Raw genomic sequence first — 25,503 nt, 5'->3', positions numbered from 1 at the left:
TCCTTCCGAAATGGTAAAAGATCAATTCTGCGGGATTCAAACATCTAGACGACTGCGCAAACAACGGACCGAAGGCGAGCTGCTGCATGATTTTCTGAACCGCGGCGGTTCAGGGTAAAAATCATGCAGCAGCGCAAATGCGTCAAGGGAAATGCATGGTGCTTCATGTGCAGCGCGGCAAAGATGTATGGCGGGCATGGTCAGATTCAGGAATTTGAAAATGAACCGAAAAACCCTCTTCCTAGCCATCTCGATCGGCATGATCTGTGCCATCGGGCCGCTCGCAACAGATATGTATCTGGGCGCCATGCCGCTGATGGCCACGAGCTTATCGACCACAGCCGCGACGATCCAGCTGTCCGTCATGACGTTCTTTTCCGGCTTCACCATCGGGCAAATGTTCTACGGACCGATTTCCGACAGGACCGGCCGTAAGCCGATAATTTATGTGGCATTGGCGATCTTCTGCCTGTCCTCGTTCGGCTGCCTGACTGCATCGACCGGCGAGCAATTGCTGGTATGGCGCTTCATGCAGGGCGTGGGCGGCTCGATCGGCATGGTCATTGGAACAGCCATCATCCGCGACACGCATACCGGCCCGGCAGCCACAAAGCTGATGTCCATGGTGATGCTGGTCATCGGCGTCGCCCCGATCCTCGCACCCTTTGCCGGCAGCCTCATTCTGAAAATAGCCAATTGGCAGATGATTTTTGTATTGCTCGGCTGCTATGCGGCGCTGTGCTTCGTGGTCGTTGCGCTCTGGCTTCCCGAAACCCGGTTGCCGGCCGACCGCGCTTCCAGTAAGCCCAGCCGCGCCCTCATCACCTATGGCGGCTTGCTGATCAGCCGCAATTTCATCCCCTATGCGGGCACCATGGCACTCGTCCAGGGCGGATTCTTCGCCTATATCGCCGGGTCGTCTTTCATGCTGATGACGGTCTACGGGCTTTCGGCCATCAGTTACTCGATTATCTTCAGCACCAACGCAATCGGCCTTGGTATCGGCACGCAGATCTGCAACCGGTTTGCCACACGGTTCGGTGTCAAGGCCGCAGTACGCGGCTCCGTGCTGCTCTATACGGTTATCGCCCTGATACTGGTCGCCACCCAGCTGACCGGCACCGATAGCCTGACAGTCACCTGCATCCTGATGTTTATTCTCGTCATGTCCATCGGCGGCATCATGCCGGGTTGCAACGTGCTGGCAATGGAAGCCCATGGCTCAATTGCCGGAACTGCCGCCGCCCTGGCGGGAGGCCTTTCCTTTGGCGCAGGCGCCCTGTCCAGTTTTGTCCTTGGGTTGCTGGAAAACGGCACCGCCCTGCCTCTGGTCTGCGTCATGGCCGGTTGCGGTATCCTGGCCGTACTTGTCACCCAGGTATTTTTCGAGGATCGGCAAGAGACAACAGTTCCCGAAAAAGCCTGACGAGGATCGGGATTTTTGCCCGAATGATGGCGCGGTAACTCCTTACATCTGCTGCATAATTCTCGGCTTAAGCCGATTCCGATTTAAGGAATCATGCAGTAAAACGATAGGGCAAGCATTGCCGCTTGCCCTTGACAGCTCCTGTTTATTCAATCCTATTCCAAGCTAAAGAGCTGTGCGCATGCATAGCGATGCTGCCCGCCTTTTGAGATATCAATCACAGGGTTCTGTGGAAAGAAATACGAGGCGTCCATTGAAAATGACCTTTCGTATTTAACTTTCAAATGCGTCAAGCCACTGATAGGTTTGAGATATTTTACATTGATCAAATCCGGGAATGCGGTCCACATTGAGGATGCCATCCTAAGAAATGGCAATAAAAGGCACTTTCATTCATCGATTCAATCGTTATAAACTAAACTTAAGCAGGCAGACGGCAGAAAAATAGGGCCATCGTTTCGAGGGGAAACGCCGAAAGATGATAGCAGCGCATGACACGAGGACAATCGTGACGTCACAGCAAAACATCGTCGTCCAGCAATTGCAGGTTCGCCGGGAGGCGCGCGCTATCATCAAACGCCAGCATCCCCGGGTGATCTGGCTGACGGGGCTTTCGGGCTCGGGAAAATCAACTGTCGCCAACGCCCTGGAAAGCCAACTGCACGGCCAAGGATACCACACCTATATTCTCGACGGCGACAATGTCCGCCACGGATTGAACCGCGATCTGGGCTTTTCCGATGCCGACAGGGTGGAAAATATCCGCCGGGTAGCAGAAGTCGCCAAGCTGATGGCGGATGCAGGCCTAATCGTGATCGTCTCATTCATCTCCCCCTTTCAGGCCGACCGCGACATGGCCCGCGCCTTGATGGCAGACGGTGAATTCATCGAAGTTTTCATCGATACGCCCTTGCAGGAATGCATGCGGCGCGATCCGAAGGGCCTTTATCGCCGGGCGCTGATGGGAGAGATCAAGCAGTTTACCGGGGTCAGTTCCAGTTACGAGGCGCCACAACATCCGGATATTCATTTGAAGACCACGCAGGCCACTCCAACGGAAATGGCCAACCAGGTGATTGGTTATCTCACCGAAATCGCACCTGCCTGATAGAAGCCTCCATCTGACAGAAGACATGGACAAATAGAGTGGAAAAATTGAACACGTATCGTGTTAGCCTGCGTTTTTTGAGGAACATGACGTGATTGATTTGTTTGAAAAGGCGGCAATAGCCGCTGGGCGCGATATTATGGACGTGTTCCACAATGGCCCAACGGTGCGCACCAAAAGCGATGCCTCTCCGGTGACCGAGGCCGATGAGCAGGCGGAAGCGATCATTCTTGCCGCCCTGGCTGCCCAGTTTCCCGCTATTCCCGTTGTGGCCGAGGAAGCCGTTGCCGCCGGCAATATTCCTCAGACCAGGGACCAGCCCTTCATTTTGGTCGATCCGCTTGACGGCACCAAGGAATTCATTCGTAAAAGCTCCGATTTCACGGTCAATATCGCGCTGATCGAGGCCGGTGTTCCGGTCATGGGCATCGTCTATGCTCCGGCGCGCGGCCAAGCCTATATTGGCGACCGTAGTGGCGCCCTCAAGATCGAGATCGATGCCAATTTCCAACCGGTCTCCCGACAGTCCATCACGGTCCGTACTCCTTCGGGTGCGTTGATTGCAGTCGCCAGCCGCGCCCATAGCGGCCCGGAAACCGAGGAATTCCTGGTAAACCACGCCATAACCGATACCCGTTCTGTCGGCTCCTCGCTGAAATTCTGCCTGGTGGCGGAAGGTGCGGCCGATGTCTATCCACGCTTCGGCCGAACGATGGAATGGGATACAGCCGCAGGCGACGCCGTGCTGCGGGCAGCTGGCGGCATAACGGTCGGGCCGGACGGCGCACCGCTGCTCTACGGCAAACGCGATCAGCTGGATGACAGCGACTTCGCCAATCCCTCCTTCATCGCCTGGGGCGGCAAACAGGCCTGAGCCTTCAGCCTTCCCCGGTGAACGCGAAACCGGGAATTGCCTGAAAAATCATATCTCTCCTGCCGGTCTTATCCACGGTCAAACGCCCGCACCGATAATGGCGCGAGCGCTGGAGCTGGCTTGCCGATCCCATCGGCTTGGCCAGCTCCGGATTTTGACAGGATGCGATCTCCGGCCAGGTCTTGCTTGCCAACCGGATATCGCTCCACATTGATGGAGATGACCATGGCAGACAATAGCCCACGCCTCGATTTGCCTTATATCCTGCCCTCCCAAGCCCAGAAACATGTCACTCATAACGAAGCGCTGCTGGTTCTGGATGCGGTAACGCAGCTTGTGATTGAGGGCACTTTTACCACGCCACCTACCTCCCCTGCCGCTGGCACCTGTTACTGGGTTGCCGCCACCGCGACGGATGCCTGGGCTGGCAAGGAAGCGCATATCGCCGCCTGGCAGGATGACAGCTGGGCTTTCCTGGCACCCGCCGCCGGTTGGCGCGCTTATGTCCGTGCGACAGGCCGATTGCAGACCTATGACGGCACGGCCTGGCAGGATCTCGCCCTGCCCGACACGGCCACCTTTTCCCGGCTTGGTATCAATGCCACGGCTGATGATACCAACCGGCTGGCAGTGTCGAGCGATGCCGTGCTTTTCAATCATGCCGGTGGCGACAACAGGTTCAAACTCAACAAGGCGGGCGAAAGCAATACAGCAACGCTGCTTTACCAATCCAATTGGCAAGGCCGCGCCGAAATGGGGCTGGCCGGGTCGGACCAGTTCAGCATCAAAGTCTGCAATGACAGTGGCAGTTGGACCACCGCCCTGTTGATTAGCGGCGACGGAACCGTCACCCAGCCCGCAAGACCCGCCGCCAGGGCCGAATTGACGAGCCCGTCCCTTGCGGTTTCCGGCGGCATGGTCACCGGCTTTAACGGGCTGGCCATCAGTCAGGGCAATGTGCTGCTTGCCACCGCGACGGCAAGCGGCAATGGCCAGAGCCTGAAAGTGCCAGTCGCCGGGCTGTACCTGATCACTGTCACCCTCTCCACAACAGCTACCAACACCTATACCACTACCGTGGTGGATAGCGCCCAGACGAGCCTCGCAAAGATGACTGTCGGCACCACCGCCGCCGCTACAGAGACCCATGCGACAGCCCTGATCACGCTGGAGGCCGGAGCGGAAATCAGCCTGTTGCATAATGGCACGGCCACATTTTCCACCACCGGTGCGGGTGTAAAATTTTCGATATTTCTAATATGATGCACACTATCGTCGTCAAAGTGGCGTAGCAAAATGGCAACAATGTTCCGAATTGAGAAAATAGACCCAAGAAGAAACATTTTCTTCAGAAGGTTAACCATTCATTAAGTTTGTTCATGACGAGCGCCCTATTTGGGACTACATAAGCCACAAGAACTTTAGTCGGGAACAAATGGCGGTGCGGGAGCAGAGGAAATACACTCGGCTCGCATCTGCACGCAACCAAGAATCTGGAACAGTCGACACCGGTATAATCGGCTCGGCTGCTCCAGGAGGGACGAGGCTGGAATGGGTGTACCGCATGCACAGCAAGGCCTTCAGGCACGTCGCATCAACCGACGACGGACACGTCTTTCAAGACATCGGATTCATCTGATTGCAAAACGAAGCCTCGACATCCTGATCTCGATCAGTGCATTGACGGTCTTGCTGCCGTTTCTCCTGTCGGTCGCAGCACTGATCAAACTCACCTCCCCCGGCCCGGTCCTGTTTCGGCAGATCCGCTGGGGCCGCGACCAGCAGAAAATCCGCATCTACAAATTCCGCACCATGTATGCTGCAGAATGTGACGATAGCGGCGTGCGGCAAACCACCGAAAACGACCCCCGTATCACTGTCGTCGGTGCGGTCCTGCGGCGCACCAATATCGACGAACTTCCACAATTACTGAATGTGTTGAAGGGCGACATGTCGCTGGTCGGGCCACGCTGCCACGCGATCGGCATGTTGGCCGCCGGCATGCCCTACGAGGATCTGGTTAGCGACTATCATCACCGTCATCAGGTCAAGCCCGGTCTGACCGGCCTTGCCCAGATGCGTGGCCTGCGTGGACCAACCGGTTCCGCCGCAAAAGCCCGCGCCCGGATCGCCGCCGACTTGTTTTATGTGGATAATTTTTCGTTCTGGCTCGATATCAAGATCATTCTCGGCACCATCCACTCAGAACTGACTTGCGGCAAAGGCTTTTAAAGAGAAGGATCTCACCTGATCTGGCCAAAATGATCCGGTAAAATCACTGCCCGCGGTGAGAGGAACTGCAAATTCTTTCCACATTCGACAAATTTGTCTCGAAAAAACGCAAGGTCACTGTGTCCCACCCAGCGGTTTAGTCCGTCCAAGCGCTCTCTTGATGCCACTGATTCGTACGATGACCAGCTGAAATCCAAACTCTGTCAAGTCCGAACGAATGAGTGATCACGAATCATTAAATCCAAACCGAAGAATTTCACCGAAATCAAAATTTACACAAATTTTCTTGAGTAAAAATAGATCTCGACTGACAGTTTAACGGCAATGAATTTTGCGCCAACCCCCATATATACATAGAATTGATGCCTTCACACTTGCGAGCGGCTTGTCAAAGTGTCGCCTTCATCCGAAAACGCCGTTTCTACGTGACATCAGCAGCCTTGGCCAAGTCCCTAAAATTCTTATCAAATTGTTACCCGGTGCTTAGGTAATTTTTAAAGGTGCGGCGTTAGATTTCTGGTCTGTGGTCTTGAGTTTGTATTAGAGAGTCCAATGACCGAAACGATACGCCCGCGAGTTAAATATGTTATCGGCCCTGACGGCAGTCCGTTGACAATTGCCGACCTGCCGCCAGCAAATACCCGTCGCTGGGTCATCCGCCGCAAGGCAGAGGTTGTGGCTGCCGTGCGCGGTGGCCTGTTGAGCCTTGAAGAAGCGTGTGAGCGCTATACGCTGACCGTGGAGGAATTCCTGTCATGGCAGGCCTCCATCAACGACCATGGCTTGCAGGGCCTCAGAACGACCCGTATCCAGCAATACCGTCATTAAAATCAGACGGGTCCTGGGATTGGGGCCGGGCCTGAAGACGAAGGCTCGAAGAGGTCGACCACACCCTCACCTTGCCAGATGCCGCCTTGCCAGATCCTGCCTTGAAGGAATTGCAAATATCTCAGATGCCTCAGGGTATTTGAGATATTTGCAAAGCCCTACGATAAGCCATTTTCAAGATCGCTTTGATTAATGCACCAGCGGAGCTACGGCGTATACGCTGAGCAAAGTGCCTCTGGGCCCGGACGCGTTACGCCTCAGTGACAACACCAGGCAACCGACCGGCAAGACGTCCGACCGATTGTCGTGAGAGATTTGATTTTTCGATTTCCACTCCGCCGAATGTGCCCCAGGCAAATCCCTTAAGCTTTTTTCAGCCTTCAGTTAACCCAGACGCCTTCCCAGTCACCACAGGACGTTGGGATGTGAATGGTTTTCACCGGAAGCTGCTGTGCCCTCACCTATCACAGATGTCGGCTTCATAGGGGATCGGTCCGGATATTGGACCGAACCGTGGACCGTGTGGGGAACTCCGATGCAAAACGCTGTTTATCGCAGCGGGCGAGCGAAGGTTTTTTACATGATGCCGCCGTGGGCATCCTTAATCGGGCAAATAGCTGAAAAAATAAATATCATATGGTCGCGGATGAAAAGGCCGTTCCATTCCATGTGAACGGCCAGGCAATGAAACCATCATCGAGCAGGTCCCATTCCCTGCCTGCCTTTGTCATCTACGATCAGGATCTTCGCCGTTAAGCGCGAGCCCGCTGCTGGCTGTCGCGCTCTTCCAACGCAGCTGCCTTGGCATGTTCAGCCTCGGCCAGTTCCAGTGACAGTTCCGCGGCATCTTGCTGAACCTTCAGCTCGCGAATCGAATCCTGCAGGTTATCGGCACGCTGGCGGGCGGCCTTTGCAAAAGTCGGATAGGCGAAATGCGAAGCATCAGTGATACCCGCCTTTTTTTCTTCCAGAGAAATCTGATTCTCCAGTTCCTTGGCCATACGTTCAAATTCAGACATCATTAACTGCAATTGTTGCAGCTGCCGACGCTTCTCGGTAACCTGAAATGCCTTCAGGCGAACTAGGCTGTCACGCGACTTCATACGCAATACTCCCGTGATGCGAGACATCCCGCCGTCACTCTGTTTTGACATCGCCCGCTGACATTTAAACGAATCACCGCGAAAAAATCTCACGGCGTTAACAAAAAACTACCTTTGGTAACCTTTCGTTTACGGGCATCGTTAATGATAAGGGAGATCTTTTAAAGGTCGGTAAATGCCCGGGTCCAAAATGCAGGACAATGACAATGATGAGTCAATTGAATCGCTTAAGGGGTTTTCTTCCCTTTTCGATTCATCTGTGGCGATGAGAAAATGACATATGAATCAGGAGGCTAGGCATTATGCTTAATAAATTCGTTACACCTTGCCAGAGTGAATCAGAATTTGTTAACCATTTGGTGGCAGCCTTCAAATCAGGCAACGACTGGATCCGTATCGCGTAGTGGGCCATTCAGACCTTTCGGCGGCGGTAAAGGGGATAATTATGCGGGTTCTACTCATCGAAGACGACAGCGCCACAGCGCAGAGCATCGAACTGATGCTCAAGTCCGAAAGTTTTAACGTCTACACCACCGATCTCGGTGAGGAAGGCGTCGACCTCGGGAAACTATACGACTACGACATCATCCTGCTGGACCTCAATCTTCCCGACATGTCGGGTTACGAGGTTTTGAGAACGCTTCGCCTGTCCAAGGTCAAGACACCGATCCTCATCTTGTCCGGCATGGCCGGCATCGAGGACAAGGTTCGCGGTCTCGGCTTCGGCGCTGACGATTACATGACAAAGCCGTTCCACAAGGACGAGCTTGTTGCCCGCATCCATGCGATCGTTCGTCGTTCCAAGGGCCATGCCCAGTCGATCATCATCACCGGCGAACTGATCGTCAATCTCGACGCCAAAACCGTCGAAGTTGGTGGCCAGCGCGTTCACCTGACCGGCAAGGAATACCAGATGCTGGAGCTGCTTTCGCTCCGCAAGGGTACCACGCTGACCAAGGAAATGTTCCTTAACCATCTCTATGGTGGTATGGACGAGCCGGAACTGAAAATCATCGACGTGTTCATCTGCAAGCTTCGCAAGAAGCTGGCCAATGCCGCCGGTGGTGCAAACTATATCGAAACCGTCTGGGGCCGTGGCTATGTGCTGCGCGAACCCGACAGTGCCGAATATATGGAAACGGCCTGACACAGGTTTGTCGTTACAACGGGGCGTTATTCGTAACGCCTCGCCGTAAATCCCCACCTGTGCCACTCCCGCGCGAGATCGTATGATCTCAAAAAGTCCCTGCATTGCCGGGACTTTTTTGCGTTGAAGAAAATGGATTGCTGTGACCCGCGACAATGGGGACAGACCATGCATTGAGAGAATCGGACCGAACGTTAACAACCGATTTTCGGATAAATCCGCCATGTCTGGAATGATTCGGGATCAGGCGGCTTCGCGGTCACTGAACACTTCGGTCAGTGTTTTACGGTCGAAGGGCTTCAGCAGGAAGTCGCTGGCTCCGGCCCGTTTGCCTTGCATCATGTGTTTCAGGTCGGCTTCGATGACGCAATAGAAGATCCGCACCGTTTTGCCCTCCGGCATGGCCCGGATATTGGTGATCAGTCCAAGCGCGCCTTCCAGACCCGAATCAACGATGATCACATGCGGTAATTGTGCTTCGCAAGCCAGCATCGCCTCGCGCGCCGTAGATGCTTCCGTCACTCCAAAACCCAGTTCGGACAGAATTTTACGGCCAACCTTACGAACGATATCTGACGAGTCAGCAATGATCAGGTTCTTCATGCCGATCCCCTTTCGATGCCCATGGACCTTGCTTAAACATCAAAAAGATTAAGCAATTTTCCAAAAGAGCAAGCGGCGCGCCCCGTGCACCGCGTCTTTACCCATTGTCGCCGCATCCCGCGGTCTGACTTTGCCCATATTTCAAACCCCCAATGGATTTGAGATATCTGCACTATCTTTATGGTAAATCCAGAATACTAAGGAAACATTACCCGTATCTGGTGGAAACGGAAAGCGGCGCCCGAAGCCTGAGACACCGGGCGCCGTCGAGCATCTTTATGCGTGATCAGCCGGCCGCAACTGATTCGGCGGTGAAGATAATTTCGCCTTCACCGATGCTGTATTTCAGCTCCATCGATGATTCGTCGGCCAGCAGCACGGTATAATAAGGCTGGATAGAATGGGCATCGACGGCTTCTTCCATCTGGCCATTGCAGATTTCAGCGAATTTCGGCGGCACCCGCAGCATACGGCCCTTGGCGACGATGGTAAATTTCGCGTCATATTCCGGATTTTCCAACGTCACGTCCAGCGAGCCGCCGCGCGGAATGGCGCCGTAGGCCACCAGCATCAGGTTCATGAGCAGTTTTACCCGGTTCTTGGCGATAATGGCGCGCGGGCCGTTCCAGGTAATTTCGGTTTTCTTTTCGGCGGCGGCGAAATCCTTGACGGCTTTCTCGGCCTCGCCGGTATCGATCGACGCACCGACCGAGCCCGAGGCTCCAAATGCCAGTCGGGCAAATTTCAACCGAACCGAAGCATTCAGCGCGCTGGTGCGAATCAGGTCCATGGCATCGGCATCCGCCCCGCCTTCATCCAGCAGTTCCAGCCCGTTATTGATGGCACCAACCGGCGAAATGACATCATGGCAGACACGGCTGCACAGCAGTGCCGCCAGATCAGGTCCGGCCAGCGTTAGGTTCACGTTCTTGAGCATCGAATTCTCCTCGACGGCAAAGTCTGTTATCGGCTGAGAGGCATAGCTGCCCCATCAAGCCGCATGATGTCGACGCCATAATGACACCATATTTGGTAAACCCATTGTTAATACGAAGTCATCAAGATGGAAGTCCGGTCTCATCAGAGCCGATTCTATTCATATCCGAGGAGGAAGCGATGCGCTTTTCCATCATTCGGGACCTGTTCAGGACCTGGATTGTAACGGCTGGCGTGGTTGCGGCAAGTGTTGTTTCGCAGCCCGCGACTGCAATGGCGCAGGGCGATCAATATACCATGCAGGAAGTGGTCGATGCCGGCCACTCCTTCTTCGGCTCGACCAGCGGCGCGCTGGCCAAGGTGATCGAGAAGGCGTTCGGGCAATATGGCCTACCCAATGGCTACATTCTCGGCCAGGAAGGCTCCGGCGCGTTTATTGCTGGCCTCACCTATGGCGAAGGCACGCTCTATACCAAGAATGCTGGTCAGCACCCCGTCTTCTGGCAGGGGCCGTCGCTGGGCATCGATTACGGTGGCAATGGCAGCCGCACGATGATGCTGGTCTATAACCTGCCCGCCGTCGGCAGCCTCTACAGCCGCTATGGCGGCGTCAGCGGCTCCGCCTATGTGGTCGCCGGCGTCGGCATGACGGCGCTGAAAAACAACAATATGGTTCTAGTCCCGATCCGCACCGGCGTAGGAGCAAGGCTTGGCGTCAATGTCGGCTATCTGAAGCTGACTCAATCCTCCACCTGGAACCCCTTCTGACCTCCACCGGCTTGGTTGATGTCAAGTCGGTCCATCGCCCGCAACTGCTGTTGTCGAACATGAACAGGCTAAGATGGAATGGCATAGGGTTTTGGTTTACAGAATGCGCATCTGGACCGTCATCTGACACTTTGGGAACCGCTCTAACGGATATGGCACCGCCGTGATCGAATACGCCCTGCTCTTTGCATTGGGATTTGCCGCCGCAGCGCTTCTGGCGGCGTTGATCAGCCCTGCCATCCATGGCCGCATCGTTGCCTATACAGAACGGCGTCTGCGGGCCACCGCCCCTCTCGGCCCGGAAGAAGTCCGCGCCCAGAAGGACATGGTCCGCGCCGTTTATGCCGCCGAAAATGCGAAACTGTCCTATGACCTCCGGCGCGAGCGGGAGTATTTCGTCTCCGTCAAGGCCGCCGCCGATCAGGCCCAGGCGGAAGCGGTCCGTGCGCTCGGAGCAGAAGATGCTCTGAAGGAGCAGATCCACACCATGAGCAACGAGGCCGGAACGCTCCGCGTCGAACTGCGCCAGAACCAGGCTCAGCTGGAACAGCTGAAAGCCACGCTACAGCGCCACGAAGCGATGGTCGCCAGCCGCGATCTCGACATCGAGGCGCTAACCGTCAAACTGACCCGCCTGGAGGCGGACCTGGCCGCCCGCAATCGGGAAACCGCTAGCCACAAGCACCAGACAGAAGACCTGCAACTGCGCCTCCAGGATTTGCGCACCGAACGCGAGACGTTGCGCGACGAGGCCAAGGCCGCCGCCAGCCGCGCCCAGAAGGCAGAGCAACGGCTTCTCCAGGAGGAAGACAAGGTGCTGCGGCTGGAAGAGCGGCTGGAACGCCTGCAAAAGACCGAAACCCCTGTGCAACAGGTCGCCAAATGAGCGAAAGCCGCCCGGACATGCAGTATCCCAAGCCCGAAGCACTCGACACGCTCGCGGACGACTTGCGCCAGCGCAGCGAAGCGCTCAATTCCCGTCTGCTTGCTGGTGATGGTATCGAGGAAGACGCGGCTCTTCGCGCTGAAATCGCCGAAATTGCCGCCGGGATGATCGTGTTCACCGCCCGCAGGGAAGGCGAAGCATCGCCGGTTCCGGCTCTGCTGGCAAAACCTGCCCCCAGCGCCGATGCGCCGCAACCGCTGCTGGACCGGATAAGAGCACTGGCGCCGGACATTCTGAACGATTGAGCCCATTGCCTCGTAGAACAGGAGGGCGCAGCCGGATGAGGTGCCATCGCCATGCCCCTACTGCATAAGTCCTGAAATCAGACTCGATTTAAGGACTTATGCAGTCGATTTAAAGTGTTGCAGCATCCTTTGTGCGTTTTGTTTCAGTACACGACGCAACTTGATGAATTGGCTTCGCCCCCCTCATCCCCCTGCCGGGGACTTCTCCCCGCTTGGGAGAAGAGGTCAACACGACAGCACGGAGCCTCATCCTGAGGCTGCTGACAAAAGAGTTTATCGGTTTTTGCCGCGCATATAAGGCGCAACAGGGTGCTGCAGGTCTCTTCTCCCCATCGGGGAGAAGGTGGCGGCAGAGGCAAGAGGGGGCGGCAAAGCCGAGAGACATTTGCGTCGTGTACTGTAGCGTTTTATAAAACGCACGGCGCTGTAGACCAACTATTGCGACAAAATCCCCTACCCCAATTTACCCAGCGCCCGCGCCGCACTGTGCAGCGCTATGCCGCTGGCGGTGCCGAGGTTGAGGCTGTCGAGTTGCGGTGACTGGGCGATCCGAACCGTCATGAACCGGGCAAGCACGTCTGCGGGCAGGCCCTCGCCTTCGGTCCCCACCACCAGCGCCAGCCTTTGCCGGCCACCAAGCCCGGCGGCGATATCGCCGATTTCAGTGGTCCCCGAGGGCGTCAGCGCCGCCACCAGAAAGCCCGCCGTATCCAGCGCCGACAACAGCGCAATGGCGCTGTGTTCGCGCGCATAGGGCATGGTCAGCACCGAGCCGACCGAAACCCGCAGCGCCTTACGATACAGCGGGTCGCAACTGGTCTCATCCAGCAGCACCGCATCGGCACAGAAGCCGGTGGCATTGCGAAACATAGAGCCGACATTGTCATGATTGGAAATGCCGCAGCCGACCAGAACCAGGGCGCGTTGCGGCAAGCTGGCAATCAGCTGCGTGGCATCGGGCGCGGTGAGCCGGCTGCCCAGCGCCAGCACGCCACGATGCAGGTGAAAGCCAGCGATTGCATCCAGCACGGCAGCGCTTGCCACGTAGACCGGCAGATCGTCCGGCCATTGGTCAAGAAGCGGCTGGAGACCCCCCACCCGGTTTTCCAACAGCAGCAGGGCCTCGGCGCGAATGCCGCGCCCAGCTTGATGCGATGCCAGCAACATACGCAGCACAACCGTGCCTTCTGCAATGAACCGGCCCTCACGCCCGGTCAGGTCGCGCTCGCGGATATTGCAGAAGGCAGCGATGCGCGGGTCCTGCGGATCGGTGATGGTGACGAACTGGACCATGCTCGGCCTATTGCGTGATCGCGACATCCGCGATCATCCGGCCCACCGACAGGTCAAACACATAGGCCTTGGACTGGCCTTCAGCTGTGGTGCCGTAAAACAGGATCTGCGTGCCTGACAGCGCTGTGGAGGTCACTTTGAAACCGGCGGGCAGGCGGGCGGCCAGTGTCAAGGGCTGGTCGGAGGGGATGGTGAGGCCACCGGCCTGCGTCTTTTCCGGCGTAGGCGCGTGTTTGACCTTGTAGACAACGGCGGCCAACACCGCCATAAGGCTGACAAACATGATGGCCGCCGAGACGAGTTGCAAACGCACCATCTTGCGGCGAACTTTTTCGAGCACCGGATCGAGCGGCTTGTCTTTCTGTTCGTCGGTCTCGACTTGGCTCATAAAACTTAAACCTTTCCCTGATGGAGCTGCTCTGCCGCCCATTGGGCCTCGGCCACAAGGGCCGAAAGACAGGATGCGCTATGACAGACCCCTTTAAACAAGCAGGCGAGCCAAGGAAAGAGCTGATTGCCGGTGAGGACGCCGAAGGCCGTCTGGATGCCTGGCTGGCGGCAAGCCTGGGCGGCGACCTGTCGCGCAACCGGGTAAAGGCCCTGATCGAGCAAGGCGCGGTCTTCGTCAATGGCACAGCCGTTACCGAGCCGAAGCGCAAGATCAAGCCCGGCGACCAGCTGGTGATCGCCATGCCGGAGCCGGAAGATCCCGAACCCAAGGGCGAGGATATTCCGCTCACCGTGCTCTATGAGGACAAGGACCTGATCGTGCTGTCAAAGCCCGCCGGTCTGGTGGTGCATCCGGGTGCTGGCAACTGGACCGGCACGCTGGTCAATGCGTTAATCCACCATTGCGGCGACAGCCTCTCCGGCATTGGCGGGGTGAAGCGTCCCGGCATCGTCCACCGGCTGGATAAGGAAACCTCCGGCGTCATGGTCGTCGCCAAGAACGACATCGCCCACCGGCATCTGGCCGACCAATTTGCCGACCATGGCCGCAGCGGCCCGCTGGAACGGGCCTATCAAGCGCTCGTCTGGGGCCGTCCGCGTGGGCTGCGCGGCACGATTGACGCAGCCCTTGGCCGGGCTGGCGACCGTACAAAGCGTACCGTGAAGCGCGAGGATACCGATGACGCCCGCGAAGCCATCACCCATTATCAGGTGATGGAGCGCTATGGCGAAAAGCCGGATGCTACCTGCCTCGCCTCGCTGGTGGAATGCCGGCTGGAAACCGGACGTACCCACCAGATCCGGGTGCATATGGCCCATATCGGCCATCCGCTGATTGGCGATCCCGAATATGGCGCCGCCTTCAAGACCAAGGCCAACCTGCTGCCGGAGGCGGCCAAGGCCATCGTCAATAATTTCCACCGCCAGGCGCTGCATGCCTATCTCTTGGCGTTCGAACACCCGACCACTGGCGACGTCATGCATTTCGAAGCGCCTATCCCCGACGACATGGAAACAATTATCGAGGCGCTACGCGATATCGCATGAACCCTTTGCCCCGTTAAACGTTAGCGCACGTCCGACATGGCTGCGCAGCCGTTGCGCGCCGGACAGGCAAACGGGGCAAGGGACGATTATGGATACCAAGCAAGCAGTCGGAACATCGCGCGATCTGCACGATGGCAAGTCATTCTGGGCTGCGACGCCGAATATTGTGGTTGAGAGCCGCGATGCCCCGGCGCGGACCGATTACGATGTCATCATCATCGGCGCCGGGATCAGTGGCGCCTTGATGGCGCAGGCGCTGGCAGCGGATGGCCGCCATATTCTGGTGGTTGATCGTCGCGCGCCGGTCAAGGGCAGCACGCTGGCCAGCACCGCGATGATCCAGCATGAAATCGACATTCCGCTGTCGCAATTGTCGAAGCATATCGGAGCCAAGAAGGCCATGCGCGCCTGGCAGCGCTCGGCAGCCTCCGTCGATAGCCTGGGAGAGCGCATCGCCAGCCTTGGTCTTTCCTGCCAGTTCCAGCAGCGCAGCAGCCTTTTCCTTGCCGGTGACGAGATGGGACATCGCGCCCTCGCCGCTGAAGCGGAGCTGCGCCGTGAAGCGCAATTGGACGCCGAGTATCTAAGCGGGGCGCAGGTGAAGGAGCGGTTCGGCATTGAGCGCACGGGAGCGATCCTCTCCCCCTGCTCCGCCAGCGCCAATCCGGCCCAGATGACGGCTGGCCTGCTGAAGGCCGCCCAGCAAGGCGGCGTGGAAATTGTCTCACCGCTGGCGATTACCGCCATCCGGGAAACCCGCGACGGGGTGATGGTCGCAACAGCTGACGGCACATTGCTCTGTGCGGCGGATCTTATCGCCTGCACGGGCTATGAATATCTGAAGATGATGGAAAGCCCCCTGCATCAGGTGATTTCCACCTGGGCGATTGCCTCCGAGCCGAACGCCCAAAGGCCGAACTGGCTGGATGACCACTTGGTCTGGGAGGCCTCCGAACCCTATCTCTATTTCCGCTCCACGCCCGATGGCCGGATTATCGCTGGGGGCGAGGATGAGGACGATCCGCTCGCCCATCAGAACCCGGTCAAGGCGCGGCGCAAATTCGAAACGATCCGGCAAAAGCTCAAGGCTCTGGCCGGGATTGAGATGGACCACATCGCCTATGGCTGGTCCGCGCCATTCGGCACGACACGGGATGGGCTGCCGATCATCGACCGCGTCCCCGGCACCAGTCATGTGCATGTAGTGATGGGATTTGGCGGCAATGGCATTACGTTTTCGACCATTGCGTCGGAGATTATCTCGGCCCGGATTGCCGGTCGCAAGGATGCTGACGAGGATTTGTTCCGATTCCGCTCGTAAAACAATCGTGACCGGCGTGGCGTGCTTGAATCCCGGCCATGCCACACTTATCTGACATAGGATTTCGTGCGGGATAAGGAAATCCGCATGATAGAGCTTGCCCGTTTGGCATTGGGAAGCTCATGGATAAAGGGGGTGCTTTATGGCCCGCAATAGCTTGCCTTCGATTACCGCCGGTGAAGGCGGACTGAACCGATACCTGGATGAGATCCGCAAGTTCCCGATGCTGGAACCCCAGGTGGAATATATGCTTGCCAAGCGCTATGCCGAGCACGGCGACCGCGATGCCGCGCACCGGCTCGTGACCAGCCATTTGCGCCTCGTGGCGAAAATTGCCATGGGCTATCGCGGCTATGGCCTGCCGATTGGCGAAGTCGTCTCCGAGGGCAATGTCGGCCTGATGCAGGCCGTCAAGAAATTCGACCCCGAACGCGGCTTCCGGCTTGCCACCTATGCGATGTGGTGGATCAAGGCCTCGATTCAGGAATATATCCTGCGCTCCTGGTCGCTGGTAAAGATGGGCACGACCGCCAACCAGAAGCGGCTGTTCTTCAATCTGCGCCGCCTGAAGGGCAAGATCCAAGCCATCGAGGAAGGCGACCTGAAGCCGGATCAGGTCACGGAAATCGCCACCAAGCTGAAGGTCAGCGAGGAGGAAGTGATTTCCATGAACCGCCGCCTGTCGGGCGATGCCTCGCTGAACGCGCCGATCCGCGCCAGCGAAGGTGAATCCGGCCAGTGGCAGGATTGGCTGGTGGACGATCATGACAGCCAGGAAGACACGCTGATCGAGCAGGATGAGCTGGAAACCCGGCGCAACATGCTGTCGCGCGCCATGGGCGTGCTGAACGACCGTGAACGCCGGATTTTCGCCGCACGCCGCCTGGCCGAGGAGCCGGTGACCCTGGAAGAACTCTCCTCCGAGTTCGACATCAGCCGCGAACGTGTACGCCAGATCGAAGTACGCGCCTTTGAAAAGGTTCAGGATGCTGTCCAGAAGGACGCACTGGAACAGGCCAAGGCGTTGCGGGTGGTCGAGTCCTGACGTTCAGCCAGGACAATCGCAATGTTTTACAGGCCTCGCAATAACCCTGCGAGGCTTCGTCCATTTCACCTCCCGGGAGAATTGTGCCGTGACAGAGCGACAGTCCATTCTGGAACCGGTTGCAAAACAACTCGACGCCTATAATGCCAAGAATATCGAGGCCTTTATGGAACAGTGGGCACCGGATTGCCGGATCTATGCCTTCCCCGATACTTTGTTGGCGGACGGCACCGCAGAGATCCGCAGCCGCCACATCGAGCGCTTTCGTGAGCCGGACCTGCATGGCAGGCTGATTGCCCGCCACATCACTGGCAATATGGTCACTGATATTGAATGCGTCACCCGCAACTTCCCGGAGGGCAAGGGCGAGATCGACGTGCTCTGCCTTTACGAGATTGAGCGCGGAAAGATCGCCAGGGCCTGGTTCAAAATGGGCGAGAAGCGACTTCTCGGTTGAAAGCTACCCTGCCACCGCAACCAGCGCCAGCAGCGAGAGAACCAGCGCCGGGATCATCACGACAGCGCCGATTTTCAAAAATTCCAGCGCGCCCATATGCAGGCCTTCGCGCCTGAGCGCTGACAGCCAGAGAATGGTGGCAAGCGAACCGGTCACAGACAGATTGGGGCCAAGATCGACCCCGATCAGCATAGCGCCGGAAACAGTGCTGCCGACATGGGCGCCCTGCACGGTGGCACCGGCCACCAGACCGGCTGGAAGATTGTTGACGAGGTTGGAGAGGAAGCCGACCAGCAGACCTGCCCCCATGGCCGCAGCCTTGGCATCGGCTGCTGCCGCCTCGGACAAATAACGGGCAAGCAGCACCGTCAGGCCGGTCTTGTCAAGCGCCTCGACCAGCACGAACAGGCCCGCCACCAGCGGCAACACGCTCCAGGACATGCCCTTCAGCGTCTCAGCCGGTCCCTGCCCGCTCAAGGCCAGCACCAGCACAGTGGTGAGCACCCCGGCAATAAAGGTCGGCAGGCCAAGGTCCAACCCCAGCGCCGACGCCACCATCAGCACGACAGCCGTCAGGATCAGCCCCCAGCCGGCCAGCTTGGCGCTGTGGGAGAGATGCGGCGTCTCAACCTGCCGATCCATCACCTCGGCGTGGATGGCGCGTCTCTGGCTCCAATAGAGCATGGCGAAGGTGACGACGATGGCCACCAGCGAGGGCAGCGCGAATGTGGCAAGCCAGGTGGAGAGCGGCGGCATTTCCCCACCGCCGAAAATCACCAGATTGGCCGGATTGGAAATCGGCAGCACAAAACTCGCCGCATTGGCGATGAAGGCGCAGATCAGCAGATAGGGCATCGGGTTCTTGAGTTTGGCCGCCTTGGTGGCGGCATAGACCGCAGGCGTCAGCACCACTGCCGTCGCATCGTTCGACAAAAAAGCCGTCACCAGAACGCCGACGCCATAGAGCAGCACGAACAGCCTGAGCGGCGACCCCTTGGCCCTTTGCGTCGCCAGCGCCGCCAGCCAATCGAACAGACCTTCGCGCCGCGCCAGTTCCGACAACAGCATCATGCCGATCAGGAACAGATAGACATCATAGCCCTTGGCAACACCTGCCCAGGCATCGTTGATGCCGATCACCCCCAAGCCAATCGCGCCCAGGCCCAGGAGCACGATGGCGCCTAGCACAGCCCAGATCGCCTCCGGCCAGCCAAAGGGCCGGCTAATAACGCCCAGAACGGAGAGGGCGCAAACAGCCCAGGTCAGGTAAGTCGCGGTCATGAAACATCCGAAAAAGACGCGGCCGGAACGAGGGCCAAGGAAAGGACTGGCAGGCAGACGCCGAGAACCGGCGGCGGATCAGATCTCCCATTTAGTCCAGGATACGCAAAGAGCAAGCGGCATGGAACAATTTTGCATTTGGCAAATTAACGAGGCGCCTGCCCCTGCCTATTCATGCTAAACTGCTGTTTTTTCAACCTTTCCGAAAGCGCGCCCGTGATCGCACAGTCCAAGATTGTCTCCGCGAGCCGCCGCTCGCTCATTGCCCTTGCCTTCCTCAACTTCTTTCTCGCTGATGCCCGTGACGGGCTGGGCCCCTTCCTCGATGGCTTCCTGGCAACCCATGGATGGTCGCCGATGACGCTGGGCATCATCGCCACGATGGGTGGCGTGCTCGGCATGGTGGTGACGCCCCTGTTTGGCGCGGTTGTCGATGCCAGCCCCTATAAGCGGACCCTGATCATCCTGCCGGTCACACTCGTCACAGCCGCCGCACTGTGGACGCTGGCGAGCCCCGACAATCTGGCAGTGTTCGGCGGACAATCGGCAACGGCCCTGGTGGGCGCGGTGATCGGCCCCGCCCTGATGGGGATGACACTGGGACTGGTCGGGGAAAGAGCTTTTTCCGACCAGGTCTCCCGCAATGAAGTCTGGAACCATACCGGCAATGTGTTTTCACTGGTCTGCATTTTCGTCCTCACCAGCTATTTCGGCCAGAACGGCGTTGTCTGGCTGATGATCGCCTCAGCGCTTGCCACCATCGCGGCGGTCCTGGCAATCCGGCCCCAGGAAATCGACCAGGACGTTGCCCGCGGGCTGAGTCATAAGGACAGATCGGCTGAGGATGAGCACCACACCGTAGCCCAGCCCTCCGGCTATTCCATGCTGGTGCATAGTCGCGGGCTGATCGTACTCGCCCTCATCCTGATGATTTTCCATTTCGGCAATGCGCCGATCAGCCGATTGATCGCCCAGAATTTCTCCATCCAGCTCGACAGTCCGTTCAAGACCACCGCCATCACGACAGGCGTCTCGCAACTGGCGATGATCGTCGTCGCCTGCGCCGCACCGTGGATGATTGCAAGGTTTGGACTGCGATCGGTGTTTTTTATCGCTTTGATGGCTCTGCCGATCCGGGGCATGATCGCTGGTAGCTTTTCCAGCTTTGCCGCCATCTACCCGGTACAGATCCTCGATGGCATCGGGGCTGGCTTGATCGGCATCGCCACGCCGATTGCCGCCGAGCGTATTCTGTCCGGCTCCGGTCGTTTCAACGTTGGCCTAGGGGCCGTCATGACCGTCCAGGGCATCGGTGCATCATCCAGCAATGTCGTCGCTGGCTGGCTCACGCAGGAAGGCGGCTATTCGCTCGCCTATTTCGTTCATGGTGGTATCGCTGCCCTTGCACTGCTGCTGTTCGTCTTCAATCATAAGCAGGTCGCACCGGAACTGCCGGAGCATAGGCGGTAGGGTGTTGGGACCGCTTAAAATTCATCAATAGAAATAGACAGGGCATATCCGTGTTTGCACGAAACACGGATATGCCCTGGTGGACATCTCAGATCAGACGCTGCGCGGCGCAAGGCTGAGTTTAGTCGTCTGCGACAGTGATCACCCGCCGCTGCGATTGTTGCCGAGCGCCGCCCATTCCTTGATGACGCTGTCGAAGATCGGCTTGCCAGCCACCCCCTTGTCGAGGGTAATCAGCGCGCGGCGGCCGTTGCGATAGGTGACGGGAATGTCGATCCAGTCACGGCTGCGCAACAGATCGACATTGCGGGCCACCACTTCGGCAAAATCGTTGAAGGCGATCATGAACGTGTCGTCGGTGATCTTGGCAGGCACCGCCACGATCGGGTCGCCGCGATCCTGCTCGCTTGTCTTCATGGCAACGCGCTGGACACTGTCTATGCCGCCGCCCTCAAAATTCTGCGGCACCGAGAAGACGATTTCCATCAGATGGCTGGCGGGAAGCGAGCTGTCGGTATTGCGCTTGAAGGTAATCAGCGCTGTCAGCCCCCGCTCAGGGATCGTCAGCTTGCCTTGGATTTCCGGTTCCGGCTTGCCGCTGTCGCCCGTCTCACGTCGGGCTTCCCAGACAATATAGCCCTGCACGGTGGTCGGTGTCGTCTGGCCGAGACGCTCTTCGTAGAGATAGGCCTTCTGGCCATTTTCCGGCACGGTAAAGGGCGCACCCTGCACAGGCGTGGTGGTGGCTGGCGCACTGGCCGCACCGCCGGATACTGGCGCTGCCGGATTGGCCCCGCCATTCTGCTGGGCCACCGAACGGCCCTCGCCGCTATTGGCGGCAGCGTTTGAGGCCCCCTCATCCACTTCCGTACCATCAGGCATCAGCTTCTGGGTGAATTTCTGCCCCGCAGCCCCGGCATCGCCGGTTGATGCCGGAACGGTAGCCGGCTTTCCGGCATCCGCGCTGCCCGTCTGCGAAGACGGTGCGGATGTTGGTGTAGAGTCCTTCGAGGCAAACAATCCTGTAACGGTCTGCTTCAACCCGGCGATGGCACCCGGCAGATTGTCACGATGAGCATAGGCGTAGTAGCCACCGCCGCCGATCAGCAGGATCAGCACACCAGTGATGATGTAAGGCGCGGTCCGGCGGGATTTCTTGGTGCGCAGCCCAGCCTTCCTGTTGGCCTTTGCCAGCACGGCTGCCATCTCTTCCGAGGAATTGCTTCGGTCTGGCGCGGCGGCGCGCTGTTGCTTTTTAGCTGCCGCCGGAGGCACAGGCTGTGCAGCGACGAAATCATCGAACCAGGCAGGATCTTCGCCTGCCTTGCTGGCGGAAGCTCCGTTGCGAACGGCCTTTTCATCGTTTCCGGATTCCTGGCCGGCAGGCGTGCCGAAACTGGTATTCTGATGCTTGTCGCTCCAGTCCAGAAGATCCTTCGGATCTTCATGACCAGCTTGCGAGAGGGAGCCACCCTGCGCCGCAGGCTGCTTGTTGTCGCGCACGAAAGCGTCGAAAGCGCCCAGCGCCTCGGCTTCATCGAACATCGGCTGGCGTGCCGGTGGAATGGAGGGATAGGCTGCGGGCTTTTCTGCCTCTTCCTCGCGCGACTGCGGCTGTGCTTCAAAGGAATGGACAGGTGCAAGCGGAGCTAGCGTCGGCTCCAAATGGCTTTCCAGCCATTCGTCCATCGAATGTTTCTGTGGCGCAGAAGGCTTTACGGCTGGCTCTGGGGCCGCGGGCGCAGAAGACACGGCTGGCGGGACAGGCTCTTCATTCTCCCAAATAGCAGGCGGAATGCGCGCCGGTTCTGGCTTATAAGGCTCGGGTTCCGGTTCATAAACCGGCTCAGGATCTGGTTCAGGCACATAGACAGGTGCTGGGGCAGGCGCAGGAACATAAGCCGGCTCAGGCTCATGAACAGGTTCTGGCCGGTGCACGTATTCGGGCTCATGCGCCGGTTCCTCAACAGGCGCCGGTTCATGGTAAACGGGTTCTGGTTCCGGCTCAGGTTCATAGGCCGGTGCTGGTTCATAAACCGGCTCCGGCTCATAGGCATCCTCTTCCACCGCAGGAAGAGCCTCTGCATAATCTGCCTCGACCTCGGCAATCGCGGCGTCGAGCTTGTCCAGCTGGCGGCGCAGCATGTCTTCCGACGGCTTGGGTGTCATATTGTCCAGCTGCCGCATCACTGCGCCACGAGCCTTCTCATACACCTTTACGCGCATTTCCGGGGTATTGTTCGACAGGCCATCAACGGCGCGCCGAATAACTGCTACGAAATCTGCCATCCGTACTTTCTCGTGATCACCGGCCCAGGCCGACAAGACAAATTAATTCAACTCTAACCTTAATCCTCAAATGGATCGGTCACAAGTATGGTGTCGTCGCGTTCCGGGCTGGTGGACAGAAGGGCAACCGGCGCACCGATCAGCTCTTCCACCTGGCGGACATATTTGATCGCCTGGGCGGGAAGATCGGCCCATTTGCGCGCGCCGACGGTGGATTCCTTCCAGCCTTCCAGCGTTACGTAAATCGGCTCGACCCGTGCCTGAGCGGCCTGGGCTGCCGGCAAATGGTCGATTTCCACACCATCCAGCTTGTAGCCGACGCAGATCTTCAGCTCGTCCAATCCATCGAGAACATCGAGCTTGGTCAGGGCGATGCCGGTAATGCCATTGGTGGCCACCGACTGGCGCACCAGCGCCGCATCGAACCAGCCGCAACGGCGTTTACGGCCGGTGACCGTGCCGAATTCATGACCTTTTTCCCCAAGAAACTGGCCGACCTCGTCGGTCAGCTCGGTCGGGAACGGGCCTTCACCAACGCGGGTCGTATAGGCCTTGGTAATGCCAAGGATATAGCCGAGCGAGCCTGGCCCCATGCCGGAGCCTGCCGCTGCCTGTCCTGCAACGGTGTTGGACGAGGTCACGAAGGGATAGGTGCCGTGGTCGATATCGAGCAGCGAACCTTGCGCGCCTTCAAACAGGATACGGGCACCGCGACGGCGCTCCTTGTCCAGCATCAACCAGACGGTTTCGCGGAAGGGCAGAACCTTGTCGGCCACCGACAGCAGCTCTTCCATGATCGTCGAATGTTCAACCTCAGGCGCGCCAAAACCACGGCGAAGCGCGTTGTGGTGCGGCAGGATACGGGCAACTTTCTCGGCCAGACCTTCCGGATCGGCCAGATCCATCACACGGATAGCACGGCGGCCAACCTTGTCTTCATAGGCCGGGCCGATGCCGCGCCGCGTGGTACCGATTTTGGTTCCGCTATTGGTGGCGGCGTCTTCGCGCATGCCATCCAGTTCGCGGTGCAGCGACAGGATCAGCGTCGCGTTGTCGGCGATGCGCAGATTGTCAGGTGTTACGGTGACGCCTTGGGCACCGAGCTTGGCGATTTCGGCGATCAGCGCATGCGGATCGACCACGACACCATTGCCGATCACCGCCATCTTGCCGGGGCGCACAACACCTGAGGGCAGCAGCGACAATTTATAGGAAATGCCGTCGATGACCAGGGTATGACCGGCATTGTGACCGCCCTGGAAGCGCACGACCACGTCAGCGCGCTCCGACAGCCAGTCCACGATCTTGCCTTTGCCTTCGTCACCCCATTGGGAGCCAACCACCACGACATTCGTCATTTCAAAATCCTGTCTTTACGCCTCAAGCGTACCTTCGCCTCGCGACAGCGCTGGCGGTTGATAAAGCCGTAAGCCGTCACACGTTCTGTCTGCTGCGCGCCGCCATTCTCCCCTGAAGCAGATCGTCCTGAACAGGTTTCCAGTCAAGGCAGCGCGTTTTCGCGCCTGCGCGTCCCCAAACCCGCGCATCTATACTGTGTTGTTTTGCGGAAAGCGACACGTTTATGCGCGTTAATCCGGCTTTTTGCATGGCAGAGACATATGACGGTGCAACACAATTTTACGATTGCATAATTCCTGAAATCGATTCCGGTTTCAGGAATTATGCAGTAGTCACACTGCATCGAAATTGGCGACGCGCAGAGGTTGAACGATCAGATGCAAATCAGAGCCTATGCCTATCTGGTGCTGACAACCTTGTTCTGGGGCGGCAATGCCGTGGCGGGCAAGCTGGCCGTTGGCCATATCAGCCCGATGATGCTGAATCTTGGCCGCTGGTCGCTGGCCTTGACGCTGCTGCTGGCCGTTTCCTCTCGCCAGATCAAGGCGGATTGGCCGGTGGTGCGCCGCCATATTCCCCTGCTGCTGGCGCTCGGCGCTATCGGTTATACCGGTTTTAACGGCTTTCTCTATTCAGCGCTGAAATACACCTCCGCCGTGAATGGCGCTATTGAACAGGGCGGCATTCCCGTGCTGATCTTCCTGTTGAATTTCCTGCTGTTTCGGATTGCCGCCTCCGCCATCCAGATTGCCGGCTTCCTGATCAGCTTTATCGGCGTTGCGCTGACGGCAGGCCATGGCGACCTGATGGCGCTTTTGTCGCTGCGGCTGAATTTCGGCGATACGCTGATGCTGCTGGCGGTGCTCTGCTATGCGATCTTTACCGTGGCGCTGCGCTGGAAGCCGGAACTGCACTGGAAGACGCTGATGGCAGCCCTCGCCTTCGGGGCAGCGCTGGCCTCCCTGCCGCTGGTCGCCTGGGAAGCCAGCAATGGCAGCCTGATCGCACCCGATACCACCGGCTGGGCGCTGATCCTGTTTTGCGGGCTCCTGCCATCCCTGGTGTCGCAAACACTCTATATATCAGGGGTCAACATGATCGGCGCCAACCGGGCTGGCCTGTTCATCAATCTCGTGCCGGTATTCGGCACCATCCTGTCGGTCGCCGTGGTCGGTGAAAAGCTGGAAGGTTTTCATATGCTGGCGCTCAGCCTGGTGATCGGCGGCATTGCGCTGGCCGAATGGGGCAAACCGCAAACCACTGCCCGCTAAGGGC

24 protein-coding genes and 1 pseudogene are annotated in these 25,503 nt (G+C 58.2%); 16 read left to right on the top strand and 9 right to left on the bottom strand.

The window, feature by feature from the left end; all coding sequences use genetic code 11:
* Positions 1–220 precede the first annotated feature (220 nt).
* The 3 genes and pseudogenes from IEI95_RS13130 to cysQ all read left to right on the top strand — a co-directional run bounded on the left by IEI95_RS13130 (position 221) and on the right by cysQ (position 3,408).
* On the top strand, positions 221–1,426 hold the full coding sequence (locus IEI95_RS13130) for a multidrug effflux MFS transporter (RefSeq protein ID WP_015916939.1): 1,206 nt from the start codon (positions 221–223) through the stop codon (positions 1,424–1,426).
* Between the two features lie 520 nt (positions 1,427–1,946).
* Positions 1,947–2,534 (top strand): annotated as a pseudogene (gene cysC, locus IEI95_RS13125) (adenylyl-sulfate kinase); the annotation flags it as partial.
* Between the two features lie 91 nt (positions 2,535–2,625).
* Positions 2,626–3,408: a 3'(2'),5'-bisphosphate nucleotidase CysQ gene (gene cysQ / locus IEI95_RS13120; RefSeq protein ID WP_194416544.1), complete on the top strand. Its 783-nt coding sequence runs from the start codon at positions 2,626–2,628 to the stop codon at positions 3,406–3,408.
* Between the two features lie 68 nt (positions 3,409–3,476).
* Here the strand turns inward: cysQ and IEI95_RS13115 are convergent, their stop codons facing one another.
* Entirely contained in the window at positions 3,477–3,635 is a 159-nt protein-coding gene (locus IEI95_RS13115; RefSeq protein WP_194416543.1) for a hypothetical protein, read from the bottom strand.
* Here IEI95_RS13115 and IEI95_RS13110 point away from each other — a divergent pair.
* From IEI95_RS13110 to sciP, 3 genes are all read left to right on the top strand, one after another.
* Positions 3,634–4,671, top strand: a complete 1,038-nt coding sequence (locus tag IEI95_RS13110) for a DUF2793 domain-containing protein (RefSeq protein WP_194416542.1) — start codon at positions 3,634–3,636, stop codon at positions 4,669–4,671. The genes IEI95_RS13115 and IEI95_RS13110 overlap by 2 nt on opposite strands.
* Positions 4,672–4,959: 288 nt before the next feature.
* Positions 4,960–5,640 (top strand): sugar transferase, encoded by a 681-nt coding sequence (locus tag IEI95_RS13105; RefSeq protein WP_015916943.1) that lies wholly within the window; start codon positions 4,960–4,962, stop codon positions 5,638–5,640.
* Positions 5,641–6,192: 552 nt separating this feature from the next.
* Positions 6,193–6,468 carry a CtrA inhibitor SciP gene (gene sciP, locus IEI95_RS13100; RefSeq protein ID WP_015916944.1) on the top strand — a complete coding sequence of 92 codons (276 nt, stop codon included), beginning with the start codon at positions 6,193–6,195 and terminating at the stop codon, positions 6,466–6,468.
* 752 nt (positions 6,469–7,220) lie between these two features.
* Here sciP and IEI95_RS13095 read toward each other — a convergent pair.
* The gene (locus tag IEI95_RS13095) at positions 7,221–7,571 is read right to left on the bottom strand and encodes a hypothetical protein (RefSeq protein WP_015916945.1); all 351 of its coding nucleotides are present in this window, start codon (positions 7,569–7,571) and stop codon (positions 7,221–7,223) included.
* A gap of 445 nt (positions 7,572–8,016) precedes the next feature.
* Here IEI95_RS13095 and ctrA point away from each other — a divergent pair, with 445 nt between their 5' ends.
* Positions 8,017–8,718, top strand: coding sequence for a response regulator transcription factor CtrA (gene ctrA / locus IEI95_RS13090; protein ID WP_015916946.1), 702 nt, complete (start codon positions 8,017–8,019; stop codon positions 8,716–8,718).
* A 243-nt stretch (positions 8,719–8,961) separates the two neighbouring features.
* Here ctrA and IEI95_RS13085 read toward each other — a convergent pair whose 3' ends face one another.
* Positions 8,962–9,321 carry a response regulator gene (locus IEI95_RS13085; RefSeq protein WP_015916947.1) on the bottom strand — a complete coding sequence of 120 codons (360 nt, stop codon included), beginning with the start codon at positions 9,319–9,321 and terminating at the stop codon, positions 8,962–8,964.
* Between the two features lie 286 nt (positions 9,322–9,607).
* Positions 9,608–10,258: a histidine phosphotransferase ChpT gene (gene chpT / locus IEI95_RS13080; protein WP_070166585.1), complete on the bottom strand. Its 651-nt coding sequence runs from the start codon at positions 10,256–10,258 to the stop codon at positions 9,608–9,610.
* Between the two features lie 179 nt (positions 10,259–10,437).
* Between chpT and IEI95_RS13075 the strand changes: the two genes are divergently transcribed.
* The 3 genes from IEI95_RS13075 to IEI95_RS13065 all read left to right on the top strand — a co-directional run bounded on the left by IEI95_RS13075 (position 10,438) and on the right by IEI95_RS13065 (position 12,216).
* Entirely contained in the window at positions 10,438–11,025 is a 588-nt protein-coding gene (locus IEI95_RS13075) for a DUF1134 domain-containing protein (protein WP_060718157.1), read from the top strand.
* Between the two features lie 163 nt (positions 11,026–11,188).
* Positions 11,189–11,911 carry a coiled-coil domain-containing protein gene (locus tag IEI95_RS13070; protein ID WP_156535356.1) on the top strand — a complete coding sequence of 241 codons (723 nt, stop codon included), beginning with the start codon at positions 11,189–11,191 and terminating at the stop codon, positions 11,909–11,911.
* On the top strand, positions 11,908–12,216 hold the full coding sequence (locus IEI95_RS13065) for a hypothetical protein (RefSeq protein WP_156535354.1): 309 nt from the start codon (positions 11,908–11,910) through the stop codon (positions 12,214–12,216). Before IEI95_RS13070 ends, IEI95_RS13065 begins: the two co-directional genes overlap by 4 nt.
* Positions 12,217–12,669: 453 nt before the next feature.
* On the opposite strand, the gene IEI95_RS13060 is transcribed toward IEI95_RS13065, so the two are convergent.
* Together IEI95_RS13060 and IEI95_RS13055 are read right to left on the bottom strand one after the other, a co-directional pair.
* A complete protein-coding gene (locus IEI95_RS13060) occupies positions 12,670–13,509 on the bottom strand; it encodes a TrmH family RNA methyltransferase (protein ID WP_156535457.1) in 840 nt (279 codons plus the stop codon).
* A 7-nt stretch (positions 13,510–13,516) separates the two neighbouring features.
* Entirely contained in the window at positions 13,517–13,897 is a 381-nt protein-coding gene (locus IEI95_RS13055; RefSeq protein WP_156535351.1) for a hypothetical protein, read from the bottom strand.
* 80 nt (positions 13,898–13,977) lie between these two features.
* Here IEI95_RS13055 and IEI95_RS13050 point away from each other — a divergent pair, with 80 nt between their 5' ends.
* From IEI95_RS13050 to IEI95_RS13035, 4 genes are all read left to right on the top strand, one after another.
* On the top strand, positions 13,978–15,006 hold the full coding sequence (locus IEI95_RS13050; RefSeq protein ID WP_156535349.1) for an RluA family pseudouridine synthase: 1,029 nt from the start codon (positions 13,978–13,980) through the stop codon (positions 15,004–15,006).
* Positions 15,007–15,094: 88 nt separating this feature from the next.
* On the top strand, positions 15,095–16,327 hold the full coding sequence (locus tag IEI95_RS13045; RefSeq protein WP_156535347.1) for an NAD(P)/FAD-dependent oxidoreductase: 1,233 nt from the start codon (positions 15,095–15,097) through the stop codon (positions 16,325–16,327).
* Between the two features lie 142 nt (positions 16,328–16,469).
* The gene (rpoH, locus tag IEI95_RS13040) at positions 16,470–17,372 is read left to right on the top strand and encodes an RNA polymerase sigma factor RpoH (RefSeq protein WP_015916956.1); all 903 of its coding nucleotides are present in this window, start codon (positions 16,470–16,472) and stop codon (positions 17,370–17,372) included.
* Positions 17,373–17,460: 88 nt separating this feature from the next.
* A complete protein-coding gene (locus IEI95_RS13035) occupies positions 17,461–17,829 on the top strand; it encodes a nuclear transport factor 2 family protein (RefSeq protein ID WP_234934222.1) in 369 nt (122 codons plus the stop codon).
* A 3-nt stretch (positions 17,830–17,832) separates the two neighbouring features.
* Here the strand turns inward: IEI95_RS13035 and IEI95_RS13030 are convergent, their stop codons facing one another.
* Positions 17,833–19,110, bottom strand: a complete 1,278-nt coding sequence (locus IEI95_RS13030; RefSeq protein WP_156535343.1) for an arsenic transporter — start codon at positions 19,108–19,110, stop codon at positions 17,833–17,835.
* 174 nt (positions 19,111–19,284) lie between these two features.
* Here IEI95_RS13030 and IEI95_RS13025 point away from each other — a divergent pair, with 174 nt between their 5' ends.
* A complete protein-coding gene (locus IEI95_RS13025; RefSeq protein ID WP_156535340.1) occupies positions 19,285–20,580 on the top strand; it encodes an MFS transporter in 1,296 nt (431 codons plus the stop codon).
* Between the two features lie 141 nt (positions 20,581–20,721).
* Here IEI95_RS13025 and IEI95_RS13020 read toward each other — a convergent pair whose 3' ends face one another.
* A complete protein-coding gene (locus tag IEI95_RS13020) occupies positions 20,722–22,869 on the bottom strand; it encodes a hypothetical protein (RefSeq protein ID WP_194416541.1) in 2,148 nt (715 codons plus the stop codon).
* Between the two features lie 59 nt (positions 22,870–22,928).
* Entirely contained in the window at positions 22,929–24,227 is a 1,299-nt protein-coding gene (locus IEI95_RS13015) for an adenylosuccinate synthase (RefSeq protein WP_156535336.1), read from the bottom strand.
* Between the two features lie 378 nt (positions 24,228–24,605).
* On the opposite strand from IEI95_RS13015, the gene IEI95_RS13010 reads away from it, so the two are divergent.
* Positions 24,606–25,499, top strand: coding sequence for a DMT family transporter (locus tag IEI95_RS13010; protein ID WP_087728956.1), 894 nt, complete (start codon positions 24,606–24,608; stop codon positions 25,497–25,499).
* The last annotated feature ends 4 nt before the right edge of the window (positions 25,500–25,503 follow it).

Origin of the sequence: Agrobacterium vitis (assembly GCF_014926405.1) — a bacterium.
In the GTDB taxonomy this organism is placed as follows: domain Bacteria; phylum Pseudomonadota; class Alphaproteobacteria; order Rhizobiales; family Rhizobiaceae; genus Allorhizobium; species Allorhizobium vitis_H.
The sequence above is the reverse complement of the archived record's forward strand: the minus strand, read 5'-3'. Positions and strand labels throughout refer to the sequence as shown.